The organism is Microcystis sp. BLCC-F210, from assembly GCF_042134685.1.
Classification (GTDB): Bacteria; Cyanobacteriota; Cyanobacteriia; order Cyanobacteriales; family Microcystaceae; genus Microcystis; species Microcystis aeruginosa_D.
This window is the reverse complement of sequence record NZ_CP169647.1, coordinates 1,141,622-1,155,276: the sequence shown is the minus strand read 5'-3', so window position 1 is coordinate 1,155,276 and position 13,655 is coordinate 1,141,622. Positions and strand designations below refer to the sequence as shown.

At 35.2% G+C, this 13,655-nt stretch carries 11 protein-coding genes and 5 pseudogenes; 12 read left to right on the top strand and 4 right to left on the bottom strand.

Annotated features, from left to right (window positions below):
• Nucleotides 1–152 precede the first annotated feature (152 nt).
• Both ACE3JL_RS05570 and ACE3JL_RS05565 read left to right on the top strand, forming a co-directional pair.
• Nucleotides 153–1,286: an FAD-dependent oxidoreductase gene (locus ACE3JL_RS05570; protein WP_375329019.1), complete on the top strand. Its 1,134-nt coding sequence runs from the start codon at nucleotides 153–155 to the stop codon at nucleotides 1,284–1,286.
• 284 nt (nucleotides 1,287–1,570) lie between these two features.
• Nucleotides 1,571–3,250 (top strand): RNA-directed DNA polymerase, encoded by a 1,680-nt coding sequence (locus ACE3JL_RS05565; RefSeq protein ID WP_375329018.1) that lies wholly within the window; start codon nucleotides 1,571–1,573, stop codon nucleotides 3,248–3,250.
• Nucleotides 3,251–3,291: 41 nt separating this feature from the next.
• Here ACE3JL_RS05565 and ACE3JL_RS05560 read toward each other — a convergent pair whose 3' ends face one another.
• Nucleotides 3,292–4,914, bottom strand: a complete 1,623-nt coding sequence (locus ACE3JL_RS05560) for an NERD domain-containing protein (protein ID WP_375329017.1) — start codon at nucleotides 4,912–4,914, stop codon at nucleotides 3,292–3,294.
• A gap of 301 nt (nucleotides 4,915–5,215) precedes the next feature.
• Here ACE3JL_RS05560 and ACE3JL_RS05555 point away from each other — a divergent pair.
• Nucleotides 5,216–5,547: pseudogene (locus tag ACE3JL_RS05555) on the top strand (ISKra4 family transposase); the annotation flags it as partial.
• Nucleotides 5,548–5,577: 30 nt separating this feature from the next.
• Here the strand turns inward: ACE3JL_RS05555 and ACE3JL_RS05550 are convergent.
• Nucleotides 5,578–6,826: pseudogene (locus tag ACE3JL_RS05550) on the bottom strand (ISL3 family transposase).
• Between the two features lie 109 nt (nucleotides 6,827–6,935).
• Between ACE3JL_RS05550 and ACE3JL_RS05545 the strand changes: the two are divergent.
• The 3 genes and pseudogenes from ACE3JL_RS05545 to ACE3JL_RS05535 all read left to right on the top strand — a co-directional run.
• Entirely contained in the window at nucleotides 6,936–7,226 is a 291-nt protein-coding gene (locus ACE3JL_RS05545) for a DUF4926 domain-containing protein (RefSeq protein ID WP_375329016.1), read from the top strand.
• Nucleotides 7,227–7,429: 203 nt separating this feature from the next.
• Nucleotides 7,430–7,585 carry an anacyclamide/piricyclamide family prenylated cyclic peptide gene (locus ACE3JL_RS05540; protein ID WP_375329015.1) on the top strand — a complete coding sequence of 52 codons (156 nt, stop codon included), beginning with the start codon at nucleotides 7,430–7,432 and terminating at the stop codon, nucleotides 7,583–7,585.
• Between the two features lie 373 nt (nucleotides 7,586–7,958).
• A pseudogene (locus ACE3JL_RS05535) lies at nucleotides 7,959–8,897 on the top strand (ISNCY family transposase); the annotation flags it as partial.
• 31 nt (nucleotides 8,898–8,928) lie between these two features.
• Here ACE3JL_RS05535 and ACE3JL_RS05530 read toward each other — a convergent pair.
• Nucleotides 8,929–10,143: pseudogene (locus ACE3JL_RS05530) on the bottom strand (ISL3 family transposase).
• Between the two features lie 501 nt (nucleotides 10,144–10,644).
• Between ACE3JL_RS05530 and ACE3JL_RS05525 the strand changes: the two are divergent.
• The 3 genes and pseudogenes from ACE3JL_RS05525 (at nucleotide 10,645) to ACE3JL_RS05515 (ending at nucleotide 11,609) form a co-directional block, all read left to right on the top strand.
• The gene (locus ACE3JL_RS05525; RefSeq protein ID WP_271992231.1) at nucleotides 10,645–10,908 is read left to right on the top strand and encodes a type II toxin-antitoxin system ParD family antitoxin; all 264 of its coding nucleotides are present in this window, start codon (nucleotides 10,645–10,647) and stop codon (nucleotides 10,906–10,908) included.
• A gap of 3 nt (nucleotides 10,909–10,911) precedes the next feature.
• Nucleotides 10,912–11,208 carry a type II toxin-antitoxin system RelE/ParE family toxin gene (locus tag ACE3JL_RS05520; RefSeq protein ID WP_375329014.1) on the top strand — a complete coding sequence of 99 codons (297 nt, stop codon included), beginning with the start codon at nucleotides 10,912–10,914 and terminating at the stop codon, nucleotides 11,206–11,208.
• Between the two features lie 223 nt (nucleotides 11,209–11,431).
• Nucleotides 11,432–11,609: pseudogene (locus ACE3JL_RS05515) on the top strand (anacyclamide/piricyclamide family prenylated cyclic peptide).
• 94 nt (nucleotides 11,610–11,703) lie between these two features.
• Here ACE3JL_RS05515 and ACE3JL_RS05510 read toward each other — a convergent pair.
• Entirely contained in the window at nucleotides 11,704–12,450 is a 747-nt protein-coding gene (locus ACE3JL_RS05510) for a transposase (protein ID WP_375328489.1), read from the bottom strand.
• Nucleotides 12,451–12,480: 30 nt separating this feature from the next.
• On the opposite strand from ACE3JL_RS05510, the gene ACE3JL_RS05505 reads away from it, so the two are divergent.
• The 3 genes from ACE3JL_RS05505 (at nucleotide 12,481) to ACE3JL_RS05495 (ending at nucleotide 13,653) form a co-directional block, all read left to right on the top strand.
• Nucleotides 12,481–13,065, top strand: coding sequence for a Uma2 family endonuclease (locus ACE3JL_RS05505; protein ID WP_271992235.1), 585 nt, complete (start codon nucleotides 12,481–12,483; stop codon nucleotides 13,063–13,065).
• Between the two features lie 48 nt (nucleotides 13,066–13,113).
• Nucleotides 13,114–13,338, top strand: a complete 225-nt coding sequence (locus ACE3JL_RS05500) for a hypothetical protein (RefSeq protein ID WP_002762738.1) — start codon at nucleotides 13,114–13,116, stop codon at nucleotides 13,336–13,338.
• Nucleotides 13,339–13,431: 93 nt separating this feature from the next.
• Nucleotides 13,432–13,653 carry a type II toxin-antitoxin system HicA family toxin gene (locus ACE3JL_RS05495; RefSeq protein WP_002771625.1) on the top strand — a complete coding sequence of 74 codons (222 nt, stop codon included), beginning with the start codon at nucleotides 13,432–13,434 and terminating at the stop codon, nucleotides 13,651–13,653.
• The last annotated feature ends 2 nt before the right edge of the window (nucleotides 13,654–13,655 follow it).

The window sequence follows — 13,655 nt, the reverse complement described above, 5'->3', positions numbered from 1 at the left end:
ATCAAAATCCCAATTGACTGTCATTGGTTAAAAGTTCCTGGCCCCGATGTCTTGAGTTTTTGTCTATCTACCCTCGATCTTGCAACAGAATTTCTGTGTCAGAAGATATATTCATTAGAATTTAACTTTTCCGCCAGCAATCCCCTTTTTTTATGGATTTAGTCAAGCGTCTAGTTTTTATCGGTGGTGGCCATAGTCATGCGATCGCTCTTCGTCTTTGGGGGCAATCACCCCTAAAAAACGTTCAATTAACTTTAATTACCGATGTCACCCATACCCCCTATTCGGGAATGTTACCCGGCCACATCGCCGGTTTTTATGATTTTGCCGAGACTCATATCGATTTACCTTCTCTAGCTAGGTATTCTCAAGCACAATTCTGTTTAGCTAAGGCTAGTAGCATAAATACAGAAAAATGTCAAGTAATTTGTCATAATTCTTTACAGATTCCCTTTGATTATCTCTCGATCGATATCGGCAGTATCCCAGCAGTGGATAATGTTATCGGTGCTAAAGAGTACGCTATTCCCGCCAAACCAGTACCGATTTTTCGGCAAGGATGGCAAGAAATCCTCAAAAAAGCGGTTAGTAACCCCAATAATACTTTAAATATCGTCATTGTTGGTGGAGGCGCAGGCGGAGTTGAATTGGCTTTAAATATGCAGTCCCGTTTGGCCAAAATTCTCAACTCTAGCAGTAATTTGAATTTATCTCTAATTCATCGAGGAAAAAAACTCCTACCAGCCCATAATAATTGGGTCGGTCAACGTTTAGAGAATATTTGTCAACAAAGGGGAATTAGATTATATTTATCAACGGATGTGACGGCAGTGCAAGCAGATCAGATTATCTGTTCATCGGGGTTAGTTTTGCCCGTAGATTATACAATTTGGGTAACGGCTGCCTCGGCCCCTAGTTGGATTAAAGCTTCGGGATTACTGACAGATGAAAAAGGGTTTATTTTAGTGAATAATTATCTGCAATCTCTTTCCCATCCCCATATTTTTGCCGTGGGAGATATTGCCACGATTCCAGATTATCCCCGTCCGAAAGCGGGAGTTTTTGCCGTCCGACAAGGAAAACCCCTGTTCGATAATTTAGTCAGAATTCTGCAAAATCAGCCCCTAAAACCCTATTTTCCCCAGAAAAATTATCTAAGTTTAATCGGGACAGGAGACCAAAAAGCGATCGCATCTTGGGGCGGTTTTGGCTGGCAATCACCGTTATTATGGTTATGGAAAGATCGGATCGATCGAGCTTTTATGAGACAATTTGAACAGAAATGATGACTTGCTTTGTCATAGAATTGAATGGCAGTTTAAGTCGGTTGGGAGGTGTGAGAAGCATAACTTAAAGTTGTTGTCTAAATGTCCAAATCGTGAGAAAAAGTTTAAGATTTCTGCTTTGTGGGAGTTTGAAGAATTTGAAGGCGCAGTTTGCGATCGCTGTTTTCTCTCTTTTGCTGAGATGAGAAACTGCAAACATCGAAAGAATCTTAAAAAATTTGGCTCTAAGGGAAAAATAAACGGCAATATAGCTCTAATATAGATTTAGAGCCAAGAGGATATTTATGCTTAATTTTAACATAGAAGACTATTTAACGGATACAAAATTAATTAAAATGTCGATTTCCTATGCAATGTATAGTAGGCTTAATGACGATCAATTTTGTGATTTTTTTGAACTAAGTATTAATTGTAAAAATCAAAATAAAATCAACCTTTTAGTTGAATATATTAAAAATATCTACTCTTTAAAACAACCTTATATACCAGATGAGTCATTTGCTTATGCTTATCCCAAAGAAGATTTCTTTATTAGAAGATGTGTATATTTGCCTTTCAAAGAATATGCAATTAGATATCATTTGATTAATGTCCTTTCCTTGGCAGTTGAAAATTCTTTTATTAAAACAAGCTATGCTAACCGAACTCGACGATCACTCAGTGGATTTATCCATTTGTTTAAACCTTATAATGATCAATATAAAGAATTCATCCAATGGGGGGAAAATCTTATTAAAGAATTTAAAAAAGAGCAGAGAGAGTCTTATTTATTAAACGCCGACATAACATCATTTTATGATAGTGTATCACCTCATTACTTAATCAATAATCTTTTTGATTTAACAGGGAGTATTCTACCTCAAAAATATAAACCGTTGTTGCAGAAAATATTGCAGCCAGAAATTGAATTTTACTCAGTTGCTGATAAATTATTAAAGTTAGAAAAAAAAGAACAAGGACTTTTAGTAGGTAATGGAACTGATGGCTATTTGGCAAATATTTTACTAAGTAAAATAGATGAATTGATGATTGCTTATGGCTTTCATTATGCTCGATACGTTGATGATATTAAAATTATTACTAATACTAAAGATGAAGTAATCAAAGCGGTTAATATTTTGCAAGAAGAACTACATAGGATAGGACTAAACTTAAACTCGGCAAAAACGGAAATTATACATAATCCTAAATATGTCAAAGATTTTTTTAGAAAAGATCATCAAATAGCTTATGGTAATGAACTTATAAATGAGGAACATTGGGAAGATAATCAGAAAACAGAAAAAGATGAAGATGAAGATTTTGACATAAATACTATTAATCTTACAGCCAACCTTCAAGAAAAAGATTGTCATCGAATAACTAATTATTTATTTTATTTAAAAAATGATCATGATTACGATGAAAACTTGGTTATACAATTAATCAATAAAATCCCAGAAATCATTTGTAAGTATCCAAAAACAATCAAAAAAAATACTTGGACTGTTGTTGAATTTATTATCTTTGGATTTCCTAATAACATAATATCTTCCGCATACAAAGCAATGAATGATATTTTTAAGAATCAAAATATCATGGATTATGCCAGAACAAGATTAATTCATCATTTAGTAAAACCTCGAAAAAAAGATCCGCCATATATTCTCATGATGATTAAAAATCGTGAAAGATTGCGTGAAAAACTAATTGCTCAATTTCAAACCTTTCTTTCTACAAAATCCATTGACTTAAATCTCAACTCATTGTACGCATTATGGATCTTATCTCATCAAGATAATGGCCAGACTTTTGATGAAAATTTATTTCGTAAAAATGTAGAAAATTATTTACCTCGACCAATTTCTCATACTATTTCAAGGGTTTTGTCATCAATTTTTTCCCATAAAGATAATTTCAACTTTTGTGATTACTTTGATTTTACTGAGCTATCGAATAATAGTGAGAGTGAAGGATTAGAATAGTGAGAGTGAAGGATTAGATGACTTAATGACTTTTACAAATTTTAAAATATATCGGCAATATCAATTATATCTGAAGACATATCTTTTCTTAAAAAGATGTATAAAATACTACAAGCTCTTGAGCGACCAATATATCTTAATCTTCTTAAGCGAATGGTCTCAGAAATGGGTTCTGGTTCTAATTCCACTAATAAAATTATATGATTTTCTAAGCCTTGAAAATCGTAAATAGTTGACCAAGTAATTGTTTGTGGATGAAGAGGACTAGCGAGAGAGAATCGCTTAAATTTGAAAGTAGAAATTTTTGATGCTATCGAGTCAAGAAAGTTTTGACTTGGTTGTTTAGAAAAGAGGATTGTTATGTGTTTAGGTAAAACCTTTTCATCCTTTATTAATGCCAAAATATTGCTTTTTATGGCTTTAATTAAGTCTTCATCAGTTATGTAATAATCTGTGATGACTTCCTTAAACTGTCTGACAGGCTTTTTTACTTTATAGGTTGGACTAATATATTCTTCGTAAGAATCAAAAATATTAATTGTGTTTCTGATTACTTTTTGCAGGGTATAATTAAAGGGTTTAAATATCTCTTGTATATAATTTTCATTAGTTTTTTGAGAATCATCTTTAAAAATTAAAATTGATAGATTAAACATTTGACTAGCATAGTCAGCTATTTTTCTCAAAAAATCACCATCTAATTGTTGTGCCTCATCAATAATAATTCTGACTTCTTCTAAATTTTCTTTATTTTCTAAAACTTTTTGTAATAAACTAAGTTCTTTAAGCGTAAATATCTTTAAAAGATCATTATTAATTTCAACATTAAGCGAAATTTCCTTATAGATATAATCTTTTGAATCCTGAGAATTAGTAATGAATAAAACCAATCTATCAGATTGAATATCTGAAATAGCTTGTGAGATTGCGAGTTGAGTTTTTCCTGTTCCCGCAGGTCCATCAATAAGGATTGGAGTTTTAACTTTATAAAAACCATCTAAAATTTCTTGTTGCTCTTTAGTCAGCTTAATTATAGTTTGTTTCTCATCTTCTAGTTCTGCACTGAGGGATTTTCTAAATTCTGAATTACGGGTAATTAAAGTTTTAATTTCTTCTACTATATTTTTACCAAGATGTTTATGACTATTATTACTATAATGACTATATATTTCGTTGATTTTCTCACCTAGATTTTTCAGATCATCTCTAAATAAAGTAACTTCTCTTTCCATAAAGGGAGCTAAATTTCCCTCTAAAATATCAATATGAGGAAAACAAATTGCATATCCACAAGTTATCCAATGATTTGTCAAACTAGGTAGTTTACTTTTTAGGAATAACGGCAAATTATTTGAGTTAGCTAATTGTTTTTTGTAGGGATTTTGATAAGAAATATTATCTCCCGATTTCCACTTATCATGTTCCCCGTCGTAAGAAAATCGAGTTCCTCCCTTGACTTCAATAATCAATAGACCTTTCTGGGGATGAACTAACAAGAAATCCGTTTCTCTTTCAGTTCTAGCTCCATATTTATTCTTAAAAATCCAGTATCTGTCTTGAAAAATGTAAAAATCATCGTCAAGTTGAGATAGTAAATGATATACGTCTGATTCTCCCCGTAAATCAGGATTAGAAGGCGCATCTGGGGGAAACATTTTAGCCATAATTGATATTACCCATAATTGAAAACGAGTGATCACACAGTGTGCCTTCGGCAACGCAACTCTCTAAATCCTAACTTACCAAAAAATGCCTCATACTTATCATGACTTCCAATAAAATAAGGAAGTAAAGCGATAAATCAACAAAATTCTATGGTCATCAATCTCAATATCCCGCCCTCCCAACCATCAGCTAATCTAAAGGTAAAAAGGGAGCATCCCAATTTTGCAATAAGTATAAATGCTTAGAGACTAAAAACGTTAGCTAAGGCAAAATAAAGAGAAACAATTAAACGGTAGAATCATGAATACAGACCAAAAAGAACAACTATATCAACATTTAAAAGCCATTGCTCAAATTCTAGTCGATAATACCCCAGAAGAACAACTACGTAGCTTTGAGGGCATTGAAACCGCCCTGCGAGACCATTGGCTGACTACATTTGGTCCTGCCATAGGCAATTTTTTTTTGAATCAGCAACAGGAACCCAAGCAGGGCGAACCAAAAGCGTAAGCAGTATCATAGGGAAAGTCAAGATAAGCGAGAAACAAGCCGATAAACTAGGATTAAGCAAGAATAATCGATTAAGTCCCATGCTGGAGAAATGTTGCTTAGGAGCAGTGGCTAAAGTCTCGGCTCTTCCGGTTTTCGTGTGTTAATTTTTGTTATGAATTAAAGCAAGCAAACAGCTTAAGTCGAAGATGTTCAAAATTGGTAAATCCATAACTCATTCTTTTAATAAGCTTTATTTTGGTATTCATTCCCTCAATTAATCCGTTGGTTGTATGATTTTCAAAGTAATTACAAATACCTGGCAAATGCTTCTGGATCATGCTGGCACTACTTTGATATAATATCCCGCCTATTCTTATCCATTTTTCCAATTTTCTCTCAGCACCTCTGAACGTTCTACAACTTTGATAAATTTATCTAATTTCTTCTTTCATTTCCCAGGCTATTCCTAAGCATGGATGTTCTTTCAGGATAACTTCTAGTTGTTGTTTTTGCTCATCCTTTAAGTCCTCTTTATTCTTCCATAATAAATGAGGTAATCCTTTTTCATGCACCCCCATTAACTTTCTCAAGTTATTAAGCTCGTCATTGATGATAGCCATTACATGAAAACGGTCATAGATGATTTTAGCATTGGGAAATAATTCCTTGATCACTGCCGTAAATCCTGACCACATATCGACGCTCACTTCTTTCACCTTCTCCCGAACTGCGTCTGGCTGTGCTTTTAAGGCTTCCATTAATTCTTCTTGCTTATGTCCTTTCATCACATCTAGTAAAATTTTCTTGTCCAGATCTACGACCGTTGTTATGAAATCTTTATGTCCTTTTAAGTTACTAAATTCATCTAAGCTTATTCGTTCTGGTGCTTCCCACTCTTCCTTTTCTAGTTCTTTAGCACAGTGATTAAATATTAACTCAACTTCTTCCCATCCTAACCCTTCTTCTCGACTTATTTCTTCGATGCTACAATTTTTTACTCTCTCATAAATCATCGATTCATAGCGAATTGTATGATGCTGTCTTAATCTCATAAAACTCAGTCTTTCGCTGATATACTTTTGGCACTTTTGACAATGAAACTGACGGCGTGGTACTTCTAAATATAGCGTTTCTGATTCACAAGAGGTACATTCACGATTGTGAACAGCTTAATCAGCAAAGGTTTAAGTGTGCCGCACAGATGCGAGAACCGCTATATACTGGATTACCTAATATTGACAAGTCTCTGACTAGATTATACTCTGTCTGATTGATTCTGTCTAAGGTTTGATGGCAATTCGGACATTCAATTGTTTCATTTAAAAGAGCAAGCTTTAGGAAAATTGTCTGAGCAATTTTTTGATAATTGACCACTGTTACATTTTGTAAATCGAGGAGTTGATCAAAATTTATCCACATAACCCACCTCCTGTTCTGTGTTACCATTATACCATGCTCACACAGAACCTAGAAGAGCCAGGTTTGTTACTGCTCGACCATTTTTAAAAAATAAAGGCTAACCAGAATTATGATCAAAGAGCTAGATGTAATTACTTTAACCCATGACATTCAAGAACATGGTTTAAAAAAGGGAACTCAAGGAGCGGTTGTTCATTGTTATGATGATCAACAAGCTTATGAGGTAGAGTTTATCAATGATGAAGGGGGAACTTTGGCTTTATTAACTTTAGCAAAAGCTGATATTCAACTAGAACAAGAATTAATCATTGGCGAAGTTTTAGAAATCATCAATGCTTTATCCCCTAATTTATTAAGAGAAGTAAGAGATTTTGCTAAAGTTTTAGAACATAGAAAGTGATGAAATCGGGCAAAGTTTACTACCCCAGTATTTGCATCTGGTGGTTTTTTTCTTCGGGAAATTTAAACAGAAAAACTGTAATGACATTAAACATATATAAAAAACTATAACAAAGATAGATAAAAACTCAGAATAAAACTATTGAATCAGCAGAAAAAAGGTGGTATGACTGAACTCAACAACAATAAGGTCGGAATTACCCCATGAAAACCAAAAAATTGACACCCCGCAATGCTGCTCCTGTCCAACGGGAAAATACCGCTACCGTCTCTCGTGATGGCAATGCGATCACCCCCTTGCTGGCTGACCACCGGTCACGGTACTTCAGTAATCCTTTTGCGGGAGACGACGCAGAGTAGACCCCCCGATTCTAGCACGAACCTCAAATCAGGTCAAAAGTCTTTTTCTCCTTGCCAGGGCGCACGGTTTGCCTCAAGGAATTGACGTACAACCCTAGTTAACTCAGGGCAGCAATTCTCATTTTAAAAAGTAACAAGTGATACAGACAGAAACAAAGCTTTAAGCAAGCTACAAAATGCGCTCCCGCGAGTGCGACTGCATCGCAGAGAAGTGAGTATATAGAGTATTTATACTCAAAATATTTGAAAGATGGGAGAAATCTAGAACAAAAGTTCTCTACATCAGAAAGAGAACCAAATAAAAATTGATGATTGTTGTCTGTTGAGGTAAAATTATTAAGTTGGAAATATTAATTAATCAAACTGTTCTGCGATGACGAAAAAGGCTGTGACTTTAGAAATTCCTGAATTAATACAATTTTTAGTTCAAGAATTACATGACTTACCCGATGACAGAAAACCAGGAAACAATACCAAATATCAGGTAGAAGATGCAGTTAAGGCGGCTTTTTCGGTTTTTTTTACTCAGTCACCTTCTTTTTTAGAGCATCAACGTTTGATGAAAAGTAGTAAGGGAAAAGATAATGCTTCAAGTTTATTTGGTATCAAAAAAATACCTGGTGATAATCAAATCAGAAACCTGTTATATCCTATCCCAGCTGCCACAATATTTGGCTCTTTTCAACAAGTCTATCAATGGTTAAAAAAACAGGGAGTTATTAAAAAATTTTTCTACTTAGATGAGGAAATTTTAATAGTTTTAGATGGTACGGAATATTTTTCTTCAAAGAAAATTAGTTGTCCCCATTGTAATTGCCGCAATCATCGTAATGGAACGACAACTTATTTTCATGGTTGCGTCACGCCAATTGTGGTTTCTCCTGAGCAAAAACAAGTGATTAATTTAGAACCAGAATTTATTAAAAAACAAGATGGGCAGCAAAAACAAGATTGTGAAAATGCGGCTGTTAAAAGATGGTTAGATAAGAATCATCAAAAGAAGTATGGTTATCCTGTAACCCTGTTAGGAGATGACTTATACTCTCGCCAACCTATCTGTGAGTTAGCTCTAAAACAAGGTTATAATTTTATTTTTGTTTGTCTTGAAACTTCTCATAAAACCTTATATGAATGGCTAGAATTTTTAGAAAAAAGTGGAGAAGTTAAAGCCGTAGAAAAGAAACAATGGGATGGACGAAAGAATCTCATTTATCGTTATCGTTATGTTTCTAGAGTTCCTCTGAGAGAGGTCGAGTCAAGTCTCGAAGTTAATTGGTGTGAAGTCACGGTCATTAATGAAAAAACACAGAAAATTATGGCTCTTCGTTACCCTTTATGCTAAATCAACAGACAAGATGCCAAGATAACATACTTCTAACCCAAAAATTCCGAAAGTTTCTAAAGCCATAGGCTCTCCGTTTTATTAGTTTAAGTTTATTGTTGATTCCCTCGACCACCCCATTTGTTGTCCTTTGCTCGAAATAACTAATTATTTCTCCAAACCAGTTTCGGATTGTTTGACAACTCTTAGTAAAAACACTGGAGGATTTTGCCAACCATTCCGAGATGGATAGCATTCCCTCTGTCGGATTCTCTGAGGTTTCATAAATCTTTCTAAATTCTTCCTTTAATTCCTGCATCTTTTTCAAATTTGGAAAATTTTCTTTGATAGCTTCTAGTTTAATTTTTTGGGTTTCCGTTAAATCTTTTTCATTTTTTAACAAGCTATATTTACTTCGCTTTAAAACTTCTAGCTTCGCTTCTTTTTTCGCTTTCTGTTTTTTATTTTTCTGCGCTTCTACGGCTCTTTTTTCTGCTTTTCTTTGTTCGTCTAACTCTTGATTAATTTGTTTCATTACATGGAATCTATCGGCGACTACCTCGGCCGATGGCATCAATTCTTTCACCAAATTTTTATAGGGCAACCAAAGGTCTATGCTGACTTCTTCAATTTGCTCTAATACCTCTTTTCCCCACCCTGTAAGCGTTTCCCTCAATTCTTCTTGTGTTCGCTTCTCTAGAATAGCTATTAGTTTTCCCGTATCTAAATTTACTAAAACCGCACAGTAATTTTTTTGTCCTTTGACTAGAGCGATTTCATCAATTCCTAGTCTTTTTAATTTCGATAGGTCTGTCTCTGTAATTTCTTCAGCTATGTCCTCTATCATTCTTTGAATCTCTTCTTCCGTTACGTCATTTCTTCGGCTAACATTTAAAATATCTCCTGATTTTAATTGTTCGAGTATATTCTCGGCTAGTCTTTTCGTATAGGTTCGTTTCTTGCCGACAAAATCTAACTCTTCGCTAAAGGGTTTCTGACAATTACCGCACTTAAATTGACGACGATTAACTTGTAGGTACACTGGTTGACCTGAGAGCGGTAAATCTTTGACTAAATGTCGATGATTTTGGTGGAGTTTATCGCTCTCTAACCCACAACGAGGACAGACTGCTTTTTTATTTTTCGATTCGACTGGTCAAACTATACCGATATTTTCTAGGTGTAGATAGCCTTGAATAGAGGTTCCTTCTAGGTTCAAAAATTTGTCAAGTATCATAAGTAAAATACTCTGGTTTTTGGCTATTATATCAAATCTTAACTCGATTGTCTATCTTTTTGTATTAACCTATTTGTGCCTTAAGTCCTTTTCTGTATGGGTTTCAGCTATTTTTGGGCGTAGGCTCTCTCATCGAATTTTATTTTAAGTTAATTATTTGCATAACAGTTACCGAAGAGCCTTAATTGTTAGATAGTGGAACAGGCTTCCAGCCTGTGGACGGGCAAGATGCCCATCCCACATTTTATATTTAATTGCAACCAGCTACTTTTGTCAGGGAGAAGCTTCTTGAGCAGGGGAGAGAGGGAGCGGGGGAGTACAGGTTTTTGCTCTTCTGCTGTCTCCCTTTTCCTTGGCTCACGAGTGCTAGAAGATTTAGATTCAGGGAGATGAACCTGTCTATCTCGCAGTTTGTCCAAAATCTGTTAAAATTATAAGATGCTAAAAAGTCTGCGCTATAATAATCAGCTAGGATGATATAAAAGTAATTATGGAGAAGCAATGAACACTATCCAACTGACACCAGAAATAGAAAATTTGATTGCTGAACAAATTAAAACAGGCAAATATCAAGATGATTTAGCCGTTATTCAAGAGGGATTGCGTTTATTGGCAGAAAGAGACAGAATTTATCGAGGAAGATTTGAGCAATTGAAACAGGAAGTCATGATTGGTGTGCAAGAGTTAAGGCGTGGGGAAAGTTTTGATGGTAGAGAATTCATTAACAGATTAAAAGCCACAAATCTTCAGGATAGTGGATATTGAATTATGACGGTTATTTTAATATCTTCAAAGGCTAAAGAGGATTTAGAAATTATCAATGATCGGATTCCTTATTCTAATATTCAAGCTGCCAATCAGTTGTTAGATAAGATTCTTGATAAATTTGAAATCTTAGCTAGTTTTCCTAATATGGGAAAAAACAGGAATGAATTGATTATGGGTTTACGAAGTTTTCCTGTAGAAGATTATCTAATCTTTTATTTTCCTCTTGAAAACGGAATTGAAATCGCAAGAGTAGTTAGTGGATATAGAGATTTAGATGCTATGTTTGATCTTGATTAAGAAAGCGATCGCATCAAGCTAAGGGTATCATTCTTCCCTGCTCCCCAGTATTTGCATCTGGTGGTTTTTTTCTTCGGGAAATTTAAACAGAAAAACTGTAATGACCTTAAATATAGATAAAAAACTATAACAAAGATAGATAAAAACTCAGAATAAAACTATTGATTCGGCAGAAAAGAATTAGTATGATTGGAATCAACAACAATTAGGTCTGACTTACCCCATGAAAACCAAAAAGCTGACACCCCGCAATGCTGCTCCTGTCCAACGGGAAAATACCGCTACCGTCTCTCGTGATGGTAATGCGATCGCCCCCCAGTCTGATTATTCGGACGGATTTTGGATTTTTTGAGGAGCGATGGGAGTCCTGGAGTCCTTTTGCGGGAGACGACGCAGAGTAATCTCCCCGATTCTAGCACGAACCTCAAAAAATGTCAAAAGTCTTTTTCTCCTTGCCAGGGCGCACGGTTTGCCTCAATGAATTGACGTATAACCCTAGTTAAAGCAGGGCTTTCGGATACCTGGCACGCTGAGCAGGGGAGAGAGGGAGCGGGGGAGTACAGGTTTTTGCTCTTCTGTTGTCTCCCTTTTCCTTGGTTCACGAGTGCTAGAAGATTTAGATTCAGGGAGATGAACCCCTGCCAATAGCTTACTCCCCCAGTGGCATCGGGTAGCGGTGTTCTTCTCCTTGGGTTTGTATTTCTGGCAAAAGCCTTTGTACTTTCTGGCACATTCTTCTAAGCTGTCACCCAGTTTAAGAAAAGCAGGATGCCATTGAGTTAAGCCATCATCGGTTAAACGTTCATAACTGCCGTAGTTACTGAAATCGTAGAAAAAACCAGAACGCATTTTGGCGGCTTTCGGGTTGCCGTGAATGTAACGTAAGGTATTTAATGCTCTTTCTCTATCTGAAGGAGGGAAACCATCGCAAAAATAACGCTTTTCCCAAAAGTGTCCTGTCCTTCTGAGCATCGGATTAAAACACATCGCCGTGTACCAGTTGAGGAAGTGCATGATTTTGGGTAAATCTTCAGGTTGGGCAGGTTCAATGAGATAATGGACATGATTAGACATGATACAGAGAGCATAAAGCTTAAACTGGTGTTTGTCTAAAGCCTTCTTGATGGCATAAAGAAATACCTCCCGGCATTCCCGCTTGGATAATTTGAATTCTCGGTTATTGCAGCGTGTGGTGACGTGGTAGGAATAACCAGCTTGAAGATTTCGAGGTTTTCTAGGCATATTTAAATTCTGTAAAACGGAGTAAGTTTTATGTTAATCACAAAACCCCGCTTTCAAACCTTCGTTGAATATCTACATTATGAGGATAATTCAGAGGAACACTATGAATTATTTAACGGAGAATTGGTAGAAATGCCACCAGAATCAGGACTTAACTTTGAAATCGCTAACTTTCTTTTTCTCAAATTTGCCTCACTTGTTGGACATCGGAGAGTCAGAGGACATGGTTTAGAATTAGAAGTGAGAGGCGAACCGAAAAACCGTTACCCTGACTTAACCATTATTCGAGAAGAACATATTCAATTACTCTCCCAGAGAAATACGATTCTTCTTTCCATGTTACCCCCCTTATTAGTCATTGAAGTGGTTAGTCCCGGGGAAATCCAAAGAGAGAGAGATTACATCGCCAAAAGAAGCCAATATCAAGATTGTGGTATTCCCGAATACTGGATAGTTGATCCTCAAACTCAAACCATTTTAGTCTTAGAATTAAGAGAAAATACTTATACAGAAATTGGTAATTTTAGCAATGATGACTTAGTAAAATCTTCTACATTTGGTCAACTTAATTTAAAAGTTTTTCAAGTATTTAATCAAGAAAATTCAAACCAATGATTACTGTCGAACCTATTACCTTTTACAACAATCAAGAGAGGATAAATTATGATGACATTAGAACAAGCTCTTATGACAGTTAATGAACTACCTATTGAACAGAGAGAAATGTTAATAGAAATTGTCAAAAATCAAATGATAGAATCCTATCGAGACGAAATAGCCCGAAATGCTAAAGAAGCGAGGGAAGCTTTTCAAAGAGGGGAATTAAAACCGCAACCTTTAGAAGATATTATTGATGAATTAAAAACCTTATTAACAGAAGATGAATGAAAGAGATTATTGCAACAAAAAAGTTTATTTGAACTTATGATAGTTGCTGACATTCAAAAAAACTCCCTCAAACAACAGCGATCATTCTAAAAAGTGCCAAAAAAGATTAGAGAATTAAAACAAATGTTACAAAAAGCAGGATTTACACTATTACCTAAACGAGGAAAAGGCAGTCATTCCTATTGGGTACATCCTTTAATGTCAAATCCCATCGTTCTTTCCGGTAAAGATGGTAAAGATGCCCAACCCTATCAAGAAAAGGATATTATGACAGCAATTAAAGAATTAGAACAATTAGAACAAGGAGATAATTAATC